Genomic DNA, 18,658 nt, shown 5'->3' with positions numbered 1-18,658 from the left:
CCTAGATCCCCAGCTCCTTCGCCTCGTGCAGCTTGGCGATCGCCTCCTTGTCGCCGTCCAGCTCCACCTTGGCCGCGCTCTGCCGGCCGTACAGGAACAGCAGCAGCTCCGACGGCTCACCGGTCACCGTGACGACCGGTGTGCCGCGGTGGGCGACCGCCGTCTGGCCGTCCGGGCGGCGCAGTACCAGGCCGGTGGGGACGCCGCGGCCCATCAGCCGGGCGGTGCGCTCCAGACGGGACCACAGGGCGTCCTGGAAGACGGAGTCCAGTTCGCGCGGAGCCCAGTCGGGGCGGGCCCGGCGGACGTCCTCGGTGTGGACGTAGAACTCGACCGTGTTCGACAGCTCCTCCACCTGCTTGAGCTGGAACGGCGAGAAGCGCGGTGGGCCCGTACGAATGAGCTGGATCAGCTCTTCGTAGGGCTTCTCGGAGAACTCGGTCATCACCCGGTCCAGGCGGGACGCGAGCTGCTTGATCAGCAGGCCGCCGGCGGCGTCGGGACGGCGCTCGCGCACCACCACGTGCGCCGCGAGATCGCGGGTGAGCCAGCCCTCGCAGAGAGTGGGGGCGTCCGGACCCTCGGCCTCCAACAGGTCGGCGAGGAGAAGTCGTTCACGCTTGGCGAAAGTCGACATGCAGTCAGCCTACGGCCGCCCGACGGGTCCGCCCAGTGGACACGGCGCCGGGCTTGTCGGTGACGCGCGGCACAATGGCAACCATGACCAGCACGCCCCCACCCAGCAATCTCGACCCGGAGATCGCCGCGCGACTCAAGCGCAGCGCCGACGGGCTCGTCCCCGCCATCGCCCAGCAGTACGACACCGGTGAGGTGCTCATGCTCGGCTGGATGGACGACGAGGCGCTGCACCGCACGCTGACCACCGGCCGCTGCACCTACTGGTCACGCAGCCGCCGGGAGTACTGGGTCAAGGGCGACACCTCCGGCCACTTCCAGTGGGTCAAGTCCCTCGCCCTGGACTGCGACGCCGACACCGTGCTGGTCAAGGTCGACCAGGTCGGTGCCGCCTGCCACACCGGCGCGCGCACCTGCTTCGACGCGGACGTGCTCCTCAAGGACGGCGCTGATTCCGGTGCCGCCGCCTCGGATCAGTAAGGTCAGCCGCCATGGACCTCGAGACCTTCCGCAAGCTGGCCACCGACCGCCGTGTCATCCCCGTCACGCGCAAGCTCCTGGCCGACGGCGACACTCCGGTCGCCCTCTACCGCAAGCTCGCCGCCGAGCGCCCCGGCACCTTCCTGCTGGAGTCCGCGGAGAACGGCCGCTCGTGGTCCCGTTACTCCTTCGTGGGCGTGCGCTCGGCCGCGACTCTGACGGCACGCGACGGCCAGGCCCACTGGCTCGGCACCGCGCCGGTCGGCGTCCCCGTCGACGGCGACCCGCTCGCCGCCCTGCGCGCCACCATCGAGGCCCTGCACACCCCGCACCAGGAGGGCCTGCCGCCGTTCACCGGCGGCATGGTCGGCTACCTCGGCTACGACATCGTCCGCCGCCTGGAGAAGATCGGCCCCGGCGAGCGCGACGACCTGAAGCTCCCCGAGCTGACCATGCTCCTGACCAGCGATCTCGCCGTCATGGACCACTGGGAGGGCTCGGTCCTGCTGATCGCCAACGCGATCAACCACAACGACCTCGACACCGGCGTGGACGAGGCCTACACGGACGCGGTGGCCCGCCTGGACGCCATGGAGGCGGACCTGTCCCGCGCAGTGGCCCAGCCCCCGGCGGTCCTGCCGCCCTCCGAGCTGCCCGAGTACACCGCGCTCTGGGGCGGCCCCGACTTCCAGGAGGCCGTCGAGGACATCAAGGAGCGCATCCGGGCCGGGGAGGCCTTCCAGGTCGTCCCCTCTCAGCGCTTCGAGACGCCGTGCACGGCAAGCGCGTTGGACGTCTACCGCGTCCTGAGGGCCACGAACCCGTCCCCGTACATGTACCTCTTCCGCTTCGACGGCTTCGACGTCGTGGGCTCGTCCCCCGAGGCCCTGGTCAAGGTCGAGGACGGGCACGCCATGGTCCACCCCATCGCCGGCACCCGGTGGCGCGGGGCGACCCCGCAGGAGGACCAGGCCCTCGCCGACGAGCTGCTCGCCGACCCGAAGGAGCGCGCCGAGCACCTGATGCTGGTGGACCTCGGCCGCAACGACCTGGGGCGCGTCTGCGAGCCGGGCTCCGTGGAGGTCGTCGACTTCATGTCCGTCGAGCGGTACTCCCATGTGATGCACATCGTCTCGACGGTCACCGGCAAGGTCGCACAGGGCCGCACCGCCTTCGACGTCCTGACCGCCTGCTTCCCCGCGGGCACCCTCTCCGGCGCCCCCAAGCCCCGCGCGATGCAGATCATCGACGAACTCGAGCCGTCCCGGCGGGGGTTGTACGGCGGCTGCGTCGGCTACCTCGACTTCGCGGGCGACTCCGACACCGCGATCGCGATCCGTACGGCCCTCCTCCGCGGCGGCACGGCCTACGTCCAGGCCGGCGCCGGCATCGTCGCCGACTCCGACCCGGTCGCCGAGGACACGGAGTGCCGCAACAAGGCGGCGGCGGTGCTGCGGGCGGTCCACACGGCGAACCGGCTCGGCAAGTAGGGGCCTTCACCGAGGAATGGGGCGCTTCTCACGGGGCCCCGGGTGCCCGTTCGCCCGGGGTTCGGGTGATAGTGGGGTACGTGACTGCTGTACCTCACCCCCGTTCCGAAGCCGCCGGACCCGCCAGGGCCGGACGTCTGAGTCTCGCCGTCGCTCTGCTGTGCGGCGCGCTCGGCGCCGCCGTGGCGCTGCTGGCCACCCGCCAGCAGTGGTCGGAGGGCACCGCGACCGTGGCAGGCGGCGCCTTTCCCCTGACCGCCAAGGGCAGTGACGTCACGGGCGTCCCCGCCGCCCTGGCCATAGTGGGCCTTGCCGCGCTCGTCGCCGTCTTCGCCGTCCGCAAGGCCGGGCGCTTCCTGGTCGCCGCGCTGCTCGCGCTCTCCGGCGCGGGGATCGTCGCCGCGGCGCTGTTCGGGGCGAGTGATTCGTCCGCGCTGGACGAGCAGGCGGCCCAGGCCTCCGGCGACACGTCGGCGACGGTCGCCGCTCTCTCCCACACCGCCTGGCCGTACGTCGCGGCGGTGGGGGGTGCGCTGATCCTGCTCGCCGGTTTGCTCGCGCTGCGCTACGGGCGGTCCTGGCCCGCGATGTCCGGGCGGTACGAGCGGGACGGGGCGCCTCGGGTGCGGCGCAAGGCGGCCGTTGTGGACCCCGACCGGCCCGAGGACATCTGGAAGGCCCTCGACCGGGGAGAGGACCCAACGGGGGCGTAGCGGTCGCCCGCGAAGCGCGACCCCGGATCACCTTGTGCCCTCGCGTGCGGGACAATGACTTCGAGCGTCCGGCTCAGACACGTACTTCAGCACCTAGGAGCAAGCAATGGCGGGCAGCAGCCACGGTCACACCCCGGCCGCCTGGACCGGTGTCACTATCGCCTTCATCGGTTTCTGCGTCGCGGGCGCCTTCATGGTGATGGCCCAGCCGGCGGGCTTCTGGGCCGGTATGGCGATCGTGGTCATCGGTGGTGTCGTCGGCTGGATCATGAGCGCGATGGGGATGGGTATGCCCAAGGACGCCCACAAGCCGCTCGCCACCTCGCAGCAGCGTGAGACGGCCGAGGCCAAGAGCTGACAGCGGAGAACCTCGTGGAGGGGCGGGCGGCCCCGGCGGGAGCGCCGGGGCCGCCCCTCACGCGTGCGTGGGGCCGTGCGGGGTGCACAATGCGAGGCGTGAACGCCGACACCCAGCGCGCACCCCGACTCAGCGGGCTCGCCGTCCCGGGCGGAATCCTGGCGGCCGTCGCCGGGGCCTTCGCGTACGTGGGGACCGTGGACCCCAACCAGCCCGGCCACTACCCGGTCTGTCCGCTCTACCGGATCACCGGGCTCTACTGCCCCGGCTGCGGCGGTCTGCGCAGCGCGCACGCGTTCATCCACGGTGACTTCCTGGCCGCCCTCCAGGACAACGCGATGGCCGTTGTGGGCTATCTGGGCTTCGCCGTGCTGTGGACCGTCTGGGTGGTCCGTGCGGCGCGCGGCCGACCGCTGCGGCTCGGTCTCGGGCCGGTGCACCTGTGGACACTGGGGACATTGCTGCTGGTCTTCACGGTTGTCCGGAACCTGCCGTTCGGTGGCTGGCTTCATCCTTGATCAACTGATGAACGTCCAGGTAGTGGGACCGGCGTCAACCGGATGCGAGGCCTACGCCCTCCTGCGGATACCATCGCAGTGACCACTTGTTTTCATCAGTCGCCCGAACTGCCGACCGTCTGGAAGGGGGCCGCTCGCGTGAGTGTGCTCGACGAGATCATCGACGGAGTCCGTGCCGACCTCGCGGAACGGCAGGCGCGCGTCAGCCTCGACGAGCTCAAGGAGCGCGCGGCGAAGGCTCCCGCGGCAAAGGACGGCGTGGCCGCCCTGCGCGGCGACGGCGTCAAGGTCATCTGCGAGGTCAAGCGCTCCAGCCCCTCCAAGGGCGCGCTGGCCGCGATCGCCGATCCGGCGGGCCTGGCCGCGGACTACGAGGCGGGCGGCGCGGCCGTCATCTCCGTCCTCACCGAACAGCGCCGCTTCGGCGGCTCGCTGGCCGACCTGGAGGCCGTCCGCGCGCGCGTGGACATCCCGGTCCTGCGCAAGGACTTCATCGTCACGTCGTACCAGCTCTGGGAGGCCCGGGCCTACGGCGCCGACCTCGTGCTGCTCATCGTCGCGGCCCTGGAGCAGCCCGCCCTGGAGTCCCTCATCGAGCGCGCCGAGTCCATCGGGCTCACCCCGCTCGTGGAGGTCCACGACGAGGACGAGGTCGAGCGCGCGGTGGACGCCGGCGCGAAGATCATCGGCGTCAACGCGCGTAACCTCAAGACCCTCGAGGTCGACCGCGGCACCTTCGAGCGCGTCGCCCCCGAGATCCCCGCCCACCTCGTCAAGATCGCCGAGTCCGGCGTCCGCGGCCCGCACGACCTCATCGCGTACGCCAACGCCGGCGCCGACGCGGTCCTGGTCGGCGAGTCCCTGGTCACCGGCAAGGACCCGAAGACGGCGGTCTCCGACCTGGTGGCGGCGGGCGAGCATCCGGCGCTGCGGCACGGACGCGGCTGATCTTTCGCTAGGCTTGCCCCGATGACTCTCACGACGACAACCACGGACAGGTACGCCCGCCTCGCGCGCGGCTGCCGCCCCCGTGGTTGCCGCGCGCCCGCACGCAGGGTGCACGGTCGTCGGGTCCGGTATGTGATCGGTGACGAACCCGGCCAGGTGAACGGCCGTCGATGGCAGCGCGCCCTATAGGGGCGCGGGGCAGTACTGAATATGCGGCTCCGTCGCGTGCGCGCGACAAGCCACAGACGACCTTTCGTCGTCGGACAAACCCCGCCCCCACGGCGAATAGTGTCTTTTCAACGCACTCACCGTGAGGTATTGCCATGCCCAGCGAGTTCTTCATCCCCGACCCCGAGGGTCAGATCCCCAGCGCCGAAGGCTACTTCGGCGCGTTCGGCGGCAAGTTCATCCCGGAGGCCCTCGTCGCCGCCGTGGACGAGGTAGCCGTCGAGTACGACAAGGCCAAGCACGACCCCGAGTTCGCCCGTGAGCTCGACGACCTGCTGGTCCACTACACCGGCCGACCGAGTTCGCTCACCGAGGTCCCCCGTTTCGCCGCGGAGGCGGGCGGCGCCCGGATCTTCCTGAAGCGGGAAGACCTCAACCACACCGGCTCCCACAAGATCAACAACGTCCTCGGCCAGGCCCTGCTCACCAGGCGCATGGGCAAGACCCGAGTGATCGCGGAGACGGGCGCCGGTCAGCACGGCGTCGCCACGGCCACCGCCTGCGCGCTGTTCGGTCTCGAATGCACCATCTACATGGGCGAGATCGACACCCAGCGACAGGCCCTCAACGTGGCCCGGATGCGCATGCTCGGCGCCGAGGTCATCGCCGTGAAGTCCGGCAGCCGCACGCTCAAGGACGCGATCAACGAGGCCTTCCGCGACTGGGTCGCCAACGTCGACCACACGCACTACCTGTTCGGCACGGTCGCCGGACCGCACCCCTTCCCGGCCATGGTCCGCGACTTCCACCGCGTGATCGGCGTCGAGGCCCGCCGCCAGCTCCTGGAGCGCGCCGGCCGTCTCCCCGACGCGGCCATCGCCTGCGTCGGCGGCGGTTCCAACGCCATCGGCCTGTTCCACGCCTTCATCCCGGACACCGGCGTACGCCTGATCGGGTGCGAGCCCGCCGGGCACGGTGTGGAGACCGGCGAACACGCGGCGACCCTCACCGCGGGCGAGCCCGGCATCCTGCACGGCTCCCGCTCCTACGTCCTCCAGGACGAGGAGGGCCAGATCACCGAGCCGTACTCCATCTCGGCCGGTCTGGACTACCCGGGCATCGGCCCCGAGCACTCCTACCTCAAGGACAGCGGCCGCGGCGAGTACCGCGCGGTCACCGACGACGCGGCGATGCAGGCCCTGCGCCTGCTCTCGCGCACCGAGGGCATCATCCCGGCCATCGAGAGCGCCCACGCGCTGGCCGGTGCCCTGGAGGTCGGCAAGGAGCTCGGCAAGGACGGGCTGATCGTCGTCAACCTGTCCGGCCGCGGCGACAAGGACATGGACACGGCCGCCCGCTACTTCGACCTGTACGACACCGACGCCCAGGTCGCCGCCGACCAGGACGCCGACACCGCCGAGATCGAGGGGGACGCCAAGTGAGCGGGAACATTCAGCTGCTGTCCGACACCCTCGCCGGTGCCAAGGCCGAGGGCCGCGCCGCGCTCATCGCCTACCTCCCGGCCGGGTTCCCGACCGTGGACGGCGGGATCGAGGCGATCAAGGCCGCGTTCGACGGCGGTGCCGATGTCGTCGAGGTGGGTCTGCCGCACAGCGACCCCGTCCTCGACGGACCCGTCATCCAGACCGCCGACGACATCGCCCTGCGCGGCGGCGTCAAGATCGCGGACGTCATGCGGACGGTCAAGGAGACCTACGAGGCCACCGGCAAGCCGGTGCTCGTGATGACGTACTGGAACCCCATCGACCGCTACGGCGTCGAGCGCTTCACGGCCGAGCTCGCCGAGGCGGGCGGCGCGGGCTGCATCCTGCCCGACCTGCCGGTGCAGGAGTCGGCGCTGTGGAGGGAGCACGCGGAGAAGCACGCGCTCGCCACGGTCTTCGTGGTCGCGCCCAGCAGCAGGGACGCGCGGCTCGCCGAGATCACCGCGGCCGGCAGCGGATTCGTCTACGCCGCCTCGCTGATGGGCGTCACGGGTACCCGTGAGTCGGTCGGGGCGCAGGCCCAGGACCTGGTCGAACGGACCCGGGTCGCCGGTGCCGGTGCCGACCTGCCGGTCTGCGTCGGGCTCGGCGTCTCCAACGCCGCGCAGGCCGCCGAGGTGGCCGGCTTCGCCGACGGCGTGATCGTCGGTTCGGCCTTCGTGAAGCGGATGCTCGACGCGCCGGACGACAAGGCCGGAGTGGAGGGCGTCCGCGCACTCGCGGGCGAGCTGGCGAAGGGCGTGCGCCGACAGGCGTGACCCAGCCGGCCGTCATCGCTTAGTGAGATATTCGGTCACTCGAAGGGGTGGTCCTGGGGCCGGGGAGGCGCGGTGCGCCTCCCCGGTTCGTTCTGCGGGTGTGAGCGAGAAGAACCGTGAGGGAAAGCGCACCGCCCGGGAGCGGCTGGCGGAGGAGCGCGCGAAGCAGAAGACCGCGGACAAGCGGCGCCGGGTGCTGATCGTGGGCGCGAGCGTGGTGTGCGTCCTGGGTCTCGCGGCGGTGATCGGTGTCATCGCGGCGAACACCGGCAAGGACAAGGCCTCGGGCCCGGTCGTGGTGCCCTCGGGGGCCAACGGCCAGGACAGCCTCGCCGTCCCGGTCGGCAAGGAGGGCGCCAAGTCGACGCTCGTCGTCTGGGAGGACTTCCGCTGCCCGGCCTGCAAGGCCTTCGAGGCGGCGTACCGCCCGACGATCCACGAGCTCACCGGGTCCGGCAAGCTCAAGGTCGAGTACCACCTGGCGACGATCATCGACGGCAACATGGGCGGCACCGGCTCCCGCAACGCGGCCAATGCCGCGGCCTGCGCCCAGGACGCCGGGAAGTTCCCGGCGTACCACGACGTGCTCTACGAGAACCAGCCCGAGGAGACCAGCGACGACTACGCCGAGAACGGGAAACTCCTCGAACTGGCGAAGAAGGTAGACGGGCTCGACACCCCCGCGTTCCGCACCTGTGTCGAGAAGGGCACCCACAACACCTGGGTGGACAAGTCCGCGGCCGCCTTCCGCAACGGCGGGTTCTCCGGCACCCCGACCGTGCTGCTCGACGGCAAGAACATCTACCAGGACCGGACGATGACGCCGGCGAAGCTGAAGCAGCAGGTGGAGGCGGCTGCCAAGGGGTGAAGGAGAGGCCGACAGGGAGCAATCCGGCGGGCGGGTGCTCCCACCCGCCTGTTATGGACCCGTTGCCGGGCCGCCTGCCGTGGGCCCGGCCCGGCAGGGTAGCGTCGACCCTGCCATGGAACTTGCCTACATTCCCAGTCCGTCGCGCGGGGTGATTCACCTCGGTCCCATCCCGCTGCGTGGCTATGCGTTCTGCATCATCATCGGCGTCTTCGTTGCCGTCTGGCTCGGCAACAAACGCTGGATCGCCCGCGGCGGACGGGTCGGCACGGTGGCCGACATCGCGGTCTGGGCCGTGCCGTTCGGACTGCTCGGCGGCCGCCTCTACCACGTGATCACGGACTACGAGCTGTACTTCAGCGAGGGCCGTGACTGGGTGGACGCCTTCAAGATCTGGGAGGGCGGCCTCGGCATCTGGGGTGCGATCGCGCTCGGCGCGGTGGGCGCGTGGATCGGCTGCCGGCGCCGGGGCATCCCGCTGCCCGCCTGGGCCGACGCCCTCGCCCCCGGTATCGCCCTCGCACAGGCGATCGGCCGCTGGGGCAACTGGTTCAACCAGGAGCTGTACGGCAAGCCGACCGACCTGCCGTGGGCCCTGCACATCACGTCCTCCACGGACGGCCGGGTGCCGGGCTACTACCACCCGACGTTCCTGTACGAGTCGTTGTGGTGCGTCGGCGTCGCGCTCCTCGTCATCTGGGCCGACCGCCGCTTCAAGCTGGGACACGGACGGGCCTTCGCGCTGTACGTCGCCGCGTACTGCACGGGGCGCGGCTGGATCGAGTACATGCGCATCGACGACGCCCACCACATCCTCGGGGTCCGGCTCAACGTCTGGACCGCGATCGTCGTGTTCGTGCTCGCGGTGACGTACTTCGTGCTGTCGGCGAAGAAGCGGCCCGGCCGCGAGGAAGTGGTCGAGCCGGGTGCCGATGCCACCGACGGTGAGGCCGAAGAGGCTGAGAAGGCCGACGGTGCCGAGAAGGCCGGGGCCGAGGCCGACTCCCGTGAGGTGACCGACGAGGCCGAGTCGGCGAAGAAGACCTGAGAGTTGGTTGTACGTCGACGAGGGCGCCCCCGAGTTGTCGGGGGCGCCCTCGTCGTATGTCAGCGGCGGTGGGCGAGGGAGAGCGTGCGGTGGGCCTGGGTCACCACCGCCGCGTCGATGAAGGTGCCGTTCGGGAGGGCCTGGGCCCCCCGGTCGGCTTCAGCCGCCTTGAGGACCGTCTCCGCCTGCTCGATCTCCTCCGCCGTGGGGAGATAGACGCGCTCGATCACCGGGAGCTGACGGGGATGGACGGCTGCTCGGCCCAGGAAACCCAGGGCGCGGCCGTGGGCGCAGGACGCTTCGAGGCCTTCCAGATCCCGGGTGTCGGGGTGGACCGACTGGGGTGGGGGAGGGAGGGACGCCGCTCTTGCCGCCACGATCACTCGCGAGCGGGACCAGTCCAGGCCCCTGTCGTGTCGTACGCCCAGGTCGGCTCGCAGGTCTGCCTCACCGAGGGCGATACCGCGCAGAGCCGGGTGGGCGGTGGCGATGGCGTAGGCGCGCTCGATGCCCAGGGCCGACTCCAGGAGGGCGTACAGGGGTGGGGCGCCTCCTTCGGCCCAGGCTGCCGTCTGTGCGACGTGGGTGATCTGGTCGGGGGCGGTGACCTTGGGCAGGCGCAGGCCGGAGATGCCCGGGAGGGCGGCGACCGCTGCCAGGTCCGCTGCCGCCAGGGGGCTGTCCAGGGCGTTCACCCGGACGTGCACCGGGAGGGGCTGCGGGTCGGTGAGACGTTCGGCCGTCGCCTCGCGGGCGTACCGCTTGCGGTCGGGGGCCACCGCGTCCTCCAGGTCGACGACCACGACGTCGGCGCCGGAGGCGAGGGCCTTGGTGACGGTCTCCGGGCGGTCGCCGGGGACGTAGAGCCAGGTGAGCGGGTGCGGACTCACAGCGCGCCCTCCGTGCGCAGGGCCGTCAACTCGGCCTCGGTCAGGCCAAGTTCCGTCAGGATCTCGTCCGTGTCCGCGCCGTGCGGGCGGCCCGCCCAGCGGATCGTGCCAGGGGTCGAGGAGAGCCGGAAGAGGACGTTCTGCATGCGCAGGGGGCCGAGCTCGGGGTCGTCGACCGTGGTGACGGTGTCGAGGGCCTGGTACTGCGGGTCGGCCATCACATCCCGGATGTCCTGGATCGGGGCGACCGCCGCCTCCGCCTTCTCGAAGGCCGCGAGGACCTCGGTGCGGGTGCGTTCGGCGATCCAGGAGCCGACCGCCCGGTCGAGGACGTCGGCGTGAGCGGCCCGCTGGGCGCCGGTCGCGAACCATGGCTCGTCGATCAGCTCCGGGCGGCCCACCAGGTGCATCACGCGCTCCGCGATCGACTGGGCCGAGGTGGAGACGGCGACCCAGGTGCCGTCCGCCGTGCGGTAGGTGTTGCGCGGGGCGTTGTTGGCGGAGCGGTTGCCGGTGCGTTCCTGGACGAGGCCGAGCTGGTCGTACCAGGTCGGCTGCGGTCCGAGGACCGTCAGGATCGGTTCGATGATCGCCATGTCGACGACCTGGCCCTCGCCGGTGCTGTCGCGGGCCGCGAGCGCCGTCATCACCGCGTACGCCGTGGCCAGGCCCGCGATGGAGTCGGCCAGGCCGAAGGGTGGCAGGACGGGGGGCGCGTCCGGTTCGCCGGTGATCGCCGCGAAGCCGCTCATCGCCTCGGCGAGGGTGCCGAAGCCGGGGCGGTGGGCGTACGGGCCGAACTGGCCGAAGCCGGTGACCCGGGTGAGGACCAGGCGGGGGTTGACGGCGGAGAGCTCCGGCCAGCCGAGGTCCCATTTCTCCAGGGTGCCGGGACGGAAGTTCTCGATGACCACGTCCGCCGTTTCGGCCAGGCGGAGGAAGGTGGCACGACCGCCCCGCTTCGAGAGGTCGATCGTCATCGTGCGTTTGTTGCGGCCCAGGACTTTCCACCACAGGCCGATGCCGTCCTTCGAGGGGCCGTGGCCACGGGAGGGGTCCGGTTTCGTGGGGTGCTCGATCTTGACGACCTCCGCGCCGAAGTCGCCGAGCATGGTGGCCGCGATCGGGCCCGCGAACAGGGTGGCCAGGTCGAGAACGCGGAGGCCGGTGAGAGGTGCGTGCGTCATGACGTGTACCGGGCCTCGATCTCGGATCGGTAGGGCATCGACGCCGAGGCGCCTTCCCGCTGGACGGAGAGCGCGGCCGCCGTGGCCGCCCAGGCCATCGCCTCCCGGATCGGCCGTTCCTCGCCGAGGGCGACGGCGAGGGCGCCCACGTATGTGTCGCCGGCCCCCGTGGAGTCCACCGCGGTGACGTGCGGGGCGGGGACGGCGAGGGGTTCGGCGTCCCGGGTCAGATACACGCTGCCCGCCGCGCCCAGGGTGATCACCACGCGCGGGATCCGGTCGAGGAGGGCGGCGCCCGCGGTGAACGGGTCGCTGCGGCCGGTGAGGGTGGCCGCCTCGTGCTCGTTGGGGACCAACAGGTCGGTGGCGTCGAGGAGTTCGGGTGGCAGGGGCCGGGCGGGGGCGGGTGTGAGGATCGTACGGACGCCGTGGGCGCGGGCCGTCCGCGCGCCCGCGAGGACCGCCGCCAGGGGGATCTCCAGCTGGAGGAGCAGGGCGTCGGCGGAGGCGATCAGGCCCTCGTCGCCGGGGGCGAGGTGGTCGACGGTGCCGTTTGCGCCGGGGATGACGACGATCGCGTTGCCGCCCTCGTCGTCCACGACGATGTGCGCGGTGCCGGAGGGGCCCTCGATGGTGCGCAGGTGGTCGGTGGTCACGCCGGAGTGCTCCAGGGTGGAGCGCAGCCGGGTGCCGAAGCCGTCGTTGCCGACCGCGCCGATCATCGAGACGGTGGCGCCGGCGCGGGCCGCGGCGATCGCCTGGTTGGCGCCCTTGCCGCCGGGGATCGTACGGAACTCTCTGCCCGTGACGGTTTCTCCTCGGTGGGGTGCCTTTTCGACGTAGGTGACCAGGTCCATGTTCGTGCTGCCGAGCACGGCGATGTGGGTCATGGGCGAGCAGCCTCCCGGTGGGTGAGGTGGGCCAGGGTGTCGAAGCCGGTGCCGTTGAAGTCCGCGACCGAGGTGGCCAGACGGTTCTTGAGGGGAGTGGTCCAGCGGTCGGGGAGGCTGTCCGGGGAACCGGCCAGAAGAGCGGCGATGCTGCCTGCGGTGGCGCCGTTGGAGTCGGTGTCCCAGCCGCCGCCGACCGCTCTGCAGACGGAGCCGGTGAAGTCGCCGTTGGCGTGGGTGAGGGCGGCGGTGATCAGCGCGGTGTTGGGGATCGAGTGGACCCAGTGGTGGGTTGCCGCGTGGGTGGCGTGGAGTTCGTCCACGACCTCGTCGAAGTCGTCGTGCCGCTCAGCCAGTTGGACGGCGTGGGTGATCGCCTTCGCCAGCCGGGAGTTCGGGGGGATCACGGTGAGACCGGTGCGCAGACAGGTGTGGATGTCGGGGGTCGTCGTCGCCCGGGCGATCACCGCCGCCGTGAACATCGCCGCGTAGACGCCGTTCGCCGTGTGGGTGAGGGTGGCGTCCCGGTGGGCCTGTTCGGCCGCGGCGGCCGGGTCGCCGGGGTTGGTCCAGCCGTGGACGTCCGCGCGGATGAGGGCGCCGATCCATTCGCGGAAGGGGTTGCGGTGGCGGGCCGTTCTCGGGGGTTCCAGGCCCTGGAGGAGGTTGCGGTAGGCGATGCGTTCGGCGGTGAAGGTGCGGCCGGCGGGGAGCTCGGCCAGCCATAGTTCGGCCACGTCCGTGGTGGTGAAGCCCTTGCCGTGGCGTTGCAGCAACAGGAGGTTCAGGAGGGGGTAGTTGAGATCGTCGTCCTCGGGCATGCCGTCGATGTTCTCGGCGAGCGAGGTGGTTGCCGAGCGGCGGTTCCAGGGATGGGCGGCGAGGAGGTCCGCCGGGACGCCCTTCGCCGTGAAGTAGGTGGTGAGGGGCCAGTTGCCGGTTGATCCGGCGAGTTGACGGATGGCTTCCAGGGGAAGCTTCTCCACCGGTTTGCCCAGGAGGCAGCCCACCGCTCGGCCCAGCCAGGCCGCTTCCAGACCGGCCGGCGTGGGGGGTGCCGCGGGAGTGGGCGACGGCCACGCCCGGCAGCGGGCCTTGATCGTCGCGAGGTCGGTGGGCTCGTGGTCCGCCAACGCGCTGGGAAGATCCGCCAGTTCGTCCAGCAGATCTTCCGCCAGTTGCCGCAGGTACCTGGACGCGGGCTCCGCGGAGGCGCCCGCCCGTGCCGGCGCCCTCTTGCCTCCCGCCGCTCTCCACCTCGCCGCGATCGCCGACGGCTCCCTGCCGTCCTGGGCCGCCTGGCGGAGTTCGTGGCCGATGAGGTCCTCCGGCTGGACCCAGGTCAGTCGGAGCATCTCGGGCCTCCGAGTCCCGCGAAGGCCGCCTCGTGGGTCCTGCGATGGGCCACGTCCCTCTCGAAGATCTCCCGGGTCACGGCTGTCAGCGTCGCTGCCGGTTCCCACAGGTCCAGGCGGCTCGCTTCCGAGACCGTCTTGGACCAGTCGTCCGGAACCGGGGAGCCCAGGGCCCCGGCGAGGGCGCCGGCCATCGTGGCGATCGAGTCGCAGTCCCTGCCGTAGTTCACCGCGCCGAGGACCGCTCGGCGGTAGTCGCCCGCGGCCACGAGCACCATGGCCAGGGCGATGGGGAGTTCCTCGATCGTGTGGAGGCGGGAGGGGCGGCGGGCGCCGAGCGAGGGGGAGCGGTAGTCGGGGCCGACCGTGTCGTAGGGCGCGATCGCCTTCCGCAGAGGGAGCAGTGCCGACTCGAAGTCCGTGTGGTGGGTGGCCACTTCGCAGACCTGCTCGATCGCGGTGCGGGTGCCGTCCTTCGCCAGGGAGAGGCAGGTCGTCACCACGGAGTCCGGTGTCGCGCCCGGTGCCGCCGCCGCCGCGACCGCCGCCGCGAAGACTCCCGCCGCCTCTCGGCCGTACGACGACTGGTGGGCGCCCGCGATGTCCAGGGCCTCGGTGTAGGCGGCCGGCGGGTTGGCCGCGTTGACCAGGCCGACGGGTGCCATGTACATCGCCGCGCCGCAGTTGACGATGTTGCCGACGCCTGCCTCTCGGGGGTCGACATGGCCGTAGTGGAGGCGGGTGACCAGCCATTTCTCGGCGAGGAAGATCCGCTGGAGGGGGAGCGCCTCCGCCTCCAGCTCCGGGATCCAGCGCGGGTTCGTCATCAGGTCGGGGACCAGGTGGTCGGCGATCGCGTAGGCGTCGAGGTGGTCGCGGACCCGGTCGTAGACCCTGATCAGGGCGTGGGTCATCAAGGTGTCGTCGGTGACGTGGCCGTCACCCTTGTGGTACGGGGCGATGGGGCGGGCGGTGCGCCAGGCGTCGCCGTTCCAGGGGCCGACGATGCCGTGGACGCGGCCGGCGTGGCGTTCGAGGATCTGGTCGGGGGAGTAGCCCTCGACGGGACCGCCGAGGGCGTCGCCCACCGCCGCGCCCACGAGGGCTCCGGTGATCCGGTCCTCAAGGCTGATTTCTGAGTTTTTGGGCGTCATGCCCGGAATCATCCTCCTGGGAGGGGCGGTTGTGCGGCTACCAGGAGGTCGGCGAGTTCTACGAGGTCCGTGCCGGTGAGGCGGGGGAGGGCGCAGCCGGAGAGTTTCCGGCAGGTGTTCCGCCAGGTGGCGGGGATCGCGCCGGCGCCGCCCAGCGCCCCGGTCAGCGCGCCCACCAGAGCGGGGGCCGAGTCGGCGACTCGGGAGAGGCAGGCCGCGGCCGGGATCGCCTCGGCGATACGGCCCTGTGCGGCGCCGGCCAGAGCCAGGGCCACGGGGACGGTTTCGGCGGCCGCGATGCCGTAGCTGTAGACGTGGTCGACGATCTCGTGTTCCAGGGCGGGGATCAGGGCGAAGGCGCTGTCGGCGGACCGGGCGAGGTGCAGGGCGTGGCGGGCGTTGCGGCCGATCTCCGTCTCCCCGGGGAGTTCGGTGAGGGCGGCTGCCACGCAGGCCTCCACGGGGGTGCCGATCAGGGCCAGGGAGACGGCCGCGGCCATCGCTCGTGCTCCGTGTACGCCGTCTCCGTCCTGGGTGTAGCGGGCGTCGAACTCGGCCAGGTCCGCGGCGAGTCGGGGGTTGCCGGGGTGGGCGACGGCGAGGACACAGGCTCTGACGCAGGCCGCGTCGTCGAAGTAGTGCGGGTTGTCGTGGCCGGTGGCGGGGGGACGGAGTCCGGTGGCGAGGTTGCCGAGCCCGGCTCTTACGGAGATACGGGCGCGGAGGGGGATAACGGCGGACTCGATCTCGGGGGCGCGATGCGCCGCAGCGGCCACTTCGGCGGCGAGGGCGTTCCAGGTGAGGTCGATGGCGGCTCTCGTACGGCGTTCTCGTGTCAGGTTGCCGAGGGCGGTGCCGTCGCCTGCCTTGAGGAGGGCTTCTGCGGTGAAGGCCGCCCATTCGGCGTCGTCGGAGGGGCCGAGGCGGAGGGGTTCGGGGGGTTGGTTGAGGGCGATGGGGACGGGGAGGGTGGTGGTGGCGTTCTGTTCGGCGAAGGTGTCGAGCTCGCGGGTGAGGCGGCGGGTCCAGTCGGGCATGCGGGCGGCTCTGTGGCGGGCGGCGGGCCAGCCGGCGGCGTCGCCTGCGGCCAGGCCGAGGAGGAGCCCTTCGGTGCGTCTCGCGGCCTCGGCTTCGCCTTCGGCCTTCTTGTTCCCACCCGCACCACCCGTGCGGCTTTCGTGGTCGGGTGCGGGTGGCCCCGGTGGGGCGAACTCGCCGTCGGCGGCCGCGGGTTGGAGCGGCTTCGCCGTGGGAGTGGGTTCGGCGGAGCCGGAGGTGGTCGGTGGGGCCGTCGTGCCGGGGCCGTTCCGTGTGGACGTGGGGTCCGGGGCCTCCGCCCATGGTCCCGGCGGCCTCATTGGTCCGCTCCCGCGTCGCCGTCCGCCGCCAGGGTGAAGGCGTCCGGGTCCGGAGGTGGCCATGGTTGCCGGGTGAGGCCGGTCGTGGCCCATTTCTTGTCCTCGCCCGGCACCAGCAGCTCCGCCACGTCCAGTACGTGATGGCCTGCCATGGAAGGGAGGCAGCTGCCGCTCGCCGGGCCGATCGCCGAGGCCCAGTCCGCCGGGATCGCCGACGCTCCCCTCGTCGCGCCCGCCAGGGCCCCCGCCACCGCCGCCGTCGTGTCCGCGTCTCTCCCCATGTTCACCGCTGTCAGGACCGCCTCGCGGAAGTCGCCGTCGGCCGCCGCGTACGCGCCGAAGGCCAGGGCCACCGCCTCCGGGGCCAGGTCGGTCCACGGGTAGCCGCCGATCACCACCGCGGAGCGGACCGCTCTTTCGCCCCGGTGCGCCACGGCCACGGCTCGGCGCAGGGACCGGGCTGTCCAGCTGTCGTGCGGGATCACCGCCAGTGCGGACGCGACGACGACGACGGTGGGGGCGCCCGTCATCGCCGCCGCCACTCCCGCCGCCACCGCCTGGCCGCCGTAGATGCCCTCGCCGTCGTGGCTCACCGAGCCGTCGATCGCCACCAGGCGGGCCGCCTCCGCGGGGCGGCCCGCTGCGAAGACCCCGAAGGGGGCCGCCCGCATGGCCAGGCCGTCACTCCAGGCGTGCCGGTGCTGGGCCGAGATGGGGGCCGCCAGGCCGCGGCGCAGGTTCTCCAGCGTGCCGCGCTCGCTGAAGCCCGCGCCCCGGAACGGGCCCTCGTCGCGGTCCGCGATCCACTCGTGCCAGGCCGCCTCCACATGGGACGGCGTGAGGGCCGAGCCGTGCCGGGCGAGGAGCAGGCCGGAGAAGATCGCGTACTCGGTGTCGTCCGTGCCGGCCGGCTCGTCCAGCACATAGCCCTCGATACGGCCCCAGCGGGCGCGGATCTCCGACGGCTTCATGTTCTCGGCGGGGGCTCCCAGGGCGTCCCCGACCGCCAGGCCCAGCAGGGCGCCGCGGGCCCGCTCGCGGAGTTCGGCGGCGTCCTCGGGTGCCGGGACCGAGGGAATGCAGGCGATCGATGCCATACGCGTTCCTCTCCCAGAGGGGGTTCCTCATGGGGCGCGGAACCCTTTGCGCATGTGTCCCACCATCGGCGGTTGACCTGAGCCTCCGAAGCCTCAGCATCACCCGGTCGACATCTGAGCGGTGATCCGATCGTCTGCGCATTCGAAGGCAAAGTCGCAGGTTAGCCGAGCCTTTCCTTGCTGGCGGGCGGGAATGGGCCGTCGTACTGTGTGTGTTGTTAAGAATTAGAACGTGTCCAAAGTTAGCTTTGGCTTAGCTTCCCTGGGGGACCGGAATGGCCATCATCGACATCGAGGCGCCACTGCACGAGGCGCACCGGGACAACCACACGCACCGGGACGTGAACGGCGGGTGGCTCAGGCCCGCCGTCTTCGGTGCCATGGACGGACTGGTCTCCAACCTCGCGCTGATGACCGGAGTCGCCGGTGGGGCCGTCGGCCAGAACACCATCGTGCTGACCGGACTCGCGGGGCTCGCCGCCGGTGCCTTCTCCATGGCCGCCGGTGAGTACACCTCCGTCGCCTCCCAGCGCGAGCTGGTCGAGGCCGAGCTGGATGTGGAGCGCCGGGAGCTGCGGAAGCATCCCCAGGACGAGGAGGCCGAACTCGCGGCCCTGTACGAGGGACGGGGTGTCGAGCCCGAGCTGGCGCGCGAGGTCGCGCGCCAGTTGTCGAGGGATCCCGAGCAGGCCCTGGAGATCCACGCCCGTGAGGAGCTGGGGATCGACCCGAGCGACCTGCCCTCGCCGCTCGTCGCCGCCGTGTCCAGTTTCGGGTCCTTCGCCCTGGGTGCCCTGCTGCCCGTACTGCCGTATCTGCTCGGGGCGACCGCCCTGTGGCCCGCCCTGCTGCTCGCTCTCGTCGGGCTGTTCGCGTGCGGTGCCGTCGTGGCCAGGGTGACCGCGCGAACCTGGTGGTACAGCGGACTCCGGCAGCTCGCTCTGGGAGGGGCGGCGGCCGGTGTGACGTACGCCCTGGGCAGTTTGTTCGGAACGGCCGTAGGATAGATCGGCTGCTACTTATGCGATGGGCCGCATAAGTAGCCGTTACTCGCTGGTTTCGAATGCTTAACCACTGGGCATGAGCCGTAAGCGCTGCGGGCAATGACGCTTGCGGCGCACCCGCGGGGTCGGCGACGACGCCTTCACCGCCCCTGGGCCGACGGACGACGATCTGACCGATCGGTCCGGCTCGGTCCCCACATACTTCAAGCCACGTGTGCGACACCCCCCTCGCA

At 71.6% G+C, this 18,658-nt stretch carries 20 protein-coding genes; 12 read left to right on the top strand and 8 right to left on the bottom strand.

The window, feature by feature from the left end:
* Position 1 precedes the first annotated feature (1 nt).
* Positions 2-637 (bottom strand): TIGR03085 family metal-binding protein, encoded by a 636-nt coding sequence (locus RNB18_RS11270; RefSeq protein WP_306982870.1) that lies wholly within the window; start codon positions 635-637, stop codon positions 2-4.
* A gap of 83 nt (positions 638-720) precedes the next feature.
* On the opposite strand from RNB18_RS11270, the gene hisI reads away from it, so the two are divergent.
* From hisI to lgt, 11 genes are all read left to right on the top strand, one after another.
* Positions 721-1,116 (top strand): phosphoribosyl-AMP cyclohydrolase, encoded by a 396-nt coding sequence (gene hisI, locus RNB18_RS11265; protein WP_311713974.1) that lies wholly within the window; start codon positions 721-723, stop codon positions 1,114-1,116.
* 11 nt (positions 1,117-1,127) lie between these two features.
* Positions 1,128-2,606 (top strand): anthranilate synthase component I, encoded by a 1,479-nt coding sequence (locus RNB18_RS11260; RefSeq protein WP_311713973.1) that lies wholly within the window; start codon positions 1,128-1,130, stop codon positions 2,604-2,606.
* Between the two features lie 71 nt (positions 2,607-2,677).
* Complete coding sequence (locus tag RNB18_RS11255) at positions 2,678-3,319, top strand: TIGR02234 family membrane protein (RefSeq protein ID WP_311713972.1); 642 nt, start codon at positions 2,678-2,680, stop codon at positions 3,317-3,319.
* Between the two features lie 106 nt (positions 3,320-3,425).
* Complete coding sequence (locus tag RNB18_RS11250) at positions 3,426-3,677, top strand: HGxxPAAW family protein (RefSeq protein ID WP_062038032.1); 252 nt, start codon at positions 3,426-3,428, stop codon at positions 3,675-3,677.
* An 89-nt stretch (positions 3,678-3,766) separates the two neighbouring features.
* A complete protein-coding gene (locus RNB18_RS11245) occupies positions 3,767-4,195 on the top strand; it encodes a DUF2752 domain-containing protein (protein ID WP_311713971.1) in 429 nt (142 codons plus the stop codon).
* A gap of 138 nt (positions 4,196-4,333) precedes the next feature.
* On the top strand, positions 4,334-5,143 hold the full coding sequence (gene trpC, locus RNB18_RS11240) for an indole-3-glycerol phosphate synthase TrpC (RefSeq protein WP_057618470.1): 810 nt from the start codon (positions 4,334-4,336) through the stop codon (positions 5,141-5,143).
* 21 nt (positions 5,144-5,164) lie between these two features.
* Positions 5,165-5,332, top strand: a complete 168-nt coding sequence (gene trpM, locus RNB18_RS53655) for a tryptophan biosynthesis modulator TrpM (RefSeq protein ID WP_164932276.1) — start codon at positions 5,165-5,167, stop codon at positions 5,330-5,332.
* A 134-nt stretch (positions 5,333-5,466) separates the two neighbouring features.
* Positions 5,467-6,753, top strand: coding sequence for a tryptophan synthase subunit beta (gene trpB, locus RNB18_RS11235; RefSeq protein WP_311713970.1), 1,287 nt, complete (start codon positions 5,467-5,469; stop codon positions 6,751-6,753).
* Positions 6,750-7,574, top strand: a complete 825-nt coding sequence (gene trpA / locus RNB18_RS11230; RefSeq protein ID WP_311713969.1) for a tryptophan synthase subunit alpha — start codon at positions 6,750-6,752, stop codon at positions 7,572-7,574. The genes trpB and trpA overlap by 4 nt, the downstream gene beginning before the upstream one ends.
* A 100-nt stretch (positions 7,575-7,674) precedes the next feature.
* Complete coding sequence (locus RNB18_RS11225) at positions 7,675-8,442, top strand: DsbA family protein (RefSeq protein ID WP_311713968.1); 768 nt, start codon at positions 7,675-7,677, stop codon at positions 8,440-8,442.
* 115 nt (positions 8,443-8,557) lie between these two features.
* The gene (lgt, locus tag RNB18_RS11220; protein WP_311713967.1) at positions 8,558-9,490 is read left to right on the top strand and encodes a prolipoprotein diacylglyceryl transferase; all 933 of its coding nucleotides are present in this window, start codon (positions 8,558-8,560) and stop codon (positions 9,488-9,490) included.
* 59 nt (positions 9,491-9,549) lie between these two features.
* Here lgt and RNB18_RS11215 read toward each other — a convergent pair whose 3' ends face one another.
* Genes RNB18_RS11215 through RNB18_RS11185 form a run of 7 tightly spaced genes read right to left on the bottom strand, consistent with a single transcriptional unit; the run spans position 9,550 to position 17,421 of the window.
* Complete coding sequence (locus tag RNB18_RS11215) at positions 9,550-10,380, bottom strand: HpcH/HpaI aldolase/citrate lyase family protein (RefSeq protein WP_311713966.1); 831 nt, start codon at positions 10,378-10,380, stop codon at positions 9,550-9,552.
* Positions 10,377-11,567, bottom strand: a complete 1,191-nt coding sequence (locus tag RNB18_RS11210; protein ID WP_311713965.1) for a CaiB/BaiF CoA transferase family protein — start codon at positions 11,565-11,567, stop codon at positions 10,377-10,379. Before RNB18_RS11210 ends, RNB18_RS11215 begins: the two co-directional genes overlap by 4 nt.
* Entirely contained in the window at positions 11,564-12,457 is an 894-nt protein-coding gene (rbsK, locus tag RNB18_RS11205) for a ribokinase (RefSeq protein ID WP_311713964.1), read from the bottom strand. Before rbsK ends, RNB18_RS11210 begins: the two co-directional genes overlap by 4 nt.
* Positions 12,454-13,812, bottom strand: coding sequence for an ADP-ribosylglycohydrolase family protein (locus RNB18_RS11200; RefSeq protein WP_311713963.1), 1,359 nt, complete (start codon positions 13,810-13,812; stop codon positions 12,454-12,456). The genes rbsK and RNB18_RS11200 overlap by 4 nt, the downstream gene beginning before the upstream one ends.
* On the bottom strand, positions 13,800-14,966 hold the full coding sequence (locus RNB18_RS11195) for an ADP-ribosylglycohydrolase family protein (protein WP_311713962.1): 1,167 nt from the start codon (positions 14,964-14,966) through the stop codon (positions 13,800-13,802). Before RNB18_RS11195 ends, RNB18_RS11200 begins: the two co-directional genes overlap by 13 nt.
* 8 nt (positions 14,967-14,974) lie before the next feature.
* Complete coding sequence (locus tag RNB18_RS11190) at positions 14,975-16,324, bottom strand: ADP-ribosylglycohydrolase family protein (protein ID WP_311713961.1); 1,350 nt, start codon at positions 16,322-16,324, stop codon at positions 14,975-14,977.
* On the bottom strand, positions 16,321-17,421 hold the full coding sequence (locus tag RNB18_RS11185) for an ADP-ribosylglycohydrolase family protein (protein WP_311713960.1): 1,101 nt from the start codon (positions 17,419-17,421) through the stop codon (positions 16,321-16,323). The genes RNB18_RS11190 and RNB18_RS11185 overlap by 4 nt, the downstream gene beginning before the upstream one ends.
* A gap of 275 nt (positions 17,422-17,696) precedes the next feature.
* Between RNB18_RS11185 and RNB18_RS11180 the strand changes: the two genes are divergently transcribed.
* Positions 17,697-18,428, top strand: a complete 732-nt coding sequence (locus RNB18_RS11180) for a VIT1/CCC1 transporter family protein (RefSeq protein ID WP_311713959.1) — start codon at positions 17,697-17,699, stop codon at positions 18,426-18,428.
* Positions 18,429-18,658: the final 230 nt, after the last annotated feature.

Origin of the sequence: Streptomyces doebereineriae, from assembly GCF_031845645.1 — a bacterium.
Taxonomy (GTDB): domain Bacteria; phylum Actinomycetota; class Actinomycetes; order Streptomycetales; family Streptomycetaceae; genus Streptomyces; species Streptomyces canus.
The sequence above is the reverse complement of the archived record's forward strand: the minus strand, read 5'-3'. Positions and strand labels throughout refer to the sequence as shown.

Coding starts and splice junctions, on each gene's coding strand:
- hisI (WP_311713974.1), top strand. CDS start 721: ATGACCAGCACGCCCCCACCCAGCAATCTCGACCCGGAGATCGCCGCG.
- lgt (WP_311713967.1), top strand. CDS start 8,558: ATGGAACTTGCCTACATTCCCAGTCCGTCGCGCGGGGTGATTCACCTC.
- RNB18_RS11270 (WP_306982870.1), bottom strand. CDS start 637: ATGTCGACTTTCGCCAAGCGTGAACGACTTCTCCTCGCCGACCTGTTG.
- RNB18_RS11185 (WP_311713960.1), bottom strand. CDS start 17,421: ATGGCATCGATCGCCTGCATTCCCTCGGTCCCGGCACCCGAGGACGCC.
- RNB18_RS11210 (WP_311713965.1), bottom strand. CDS start 11,567: ATGACGCACGCACCTCTCACCGGCCTCCGCGTTCTCGACCTGGCCACC.
- RNB18_RS11200 (WP_311713963.1), bottom strand. CDS start 13,812: ATGCTCCGACTGACCTGGGTCCAGCCGGAGGACCTCATCGGCCACGAA.
- RNB18_RS11250 (WP_062038032.1), top strand. CDS start 3,426: ATGGCGGGCAGCAGCCACGGTCACACCCCGGCCGCCTGGACCGGTGTC.
- rbsK (WP_311713964.1), bottom strand. CDS start 12,457: ATGACCCACATCGCCGTGCTCGGCAGCACGAACATGGACCTGGTCACC.
- RNB18_RS11190 (WP_311713961.1), bottom strand. CDS start 16,324: ATGAGGCCGCCGGGACCATGGGCGGAGGCCCCGGACCCCACGTCCACA.
- trpM (WP_164932276.1), top strand. CDS start 5,165: ATGACTCTCACGACGACAACCACGGACAGGTACGCCCGCCTCGCGCGC.
- RNB18_RS11180 (WP_311713959.1), top strand. CDS start 17,697: ATGGCCATCATCGACATCGAGGCGCCACTGCACGAGGCGCACCGGGAC.
- RNB18_RS11260 (WP_311713973.1), top strand. CDS start 1,128: ATGGACCTCGAGACCTTCCGCAAGCTGGCCACCGACCGCCGTGTCATC.
- trpB (WP_311713970.1), top strand. CDS start 5,467: ATGCCCAGCGAGTTCTTCATCCCCGACCCCGAGGGTCAGATCCCCAGC.
- RNB18_RS11245 (WP_311713971.1), top strand. CDS start 3,767: ATGCGAGGCGTGAACGCCGACACCCAGCGCGCACCCCGACTCAGCGGG.
- RNB18_RS11195 (WP_311713962.1), bottom strand. CDS start 14,966: ATGACGCCCAAAAACTCAGAAATCAGCCTTGAGGACCGGATCACCGGA.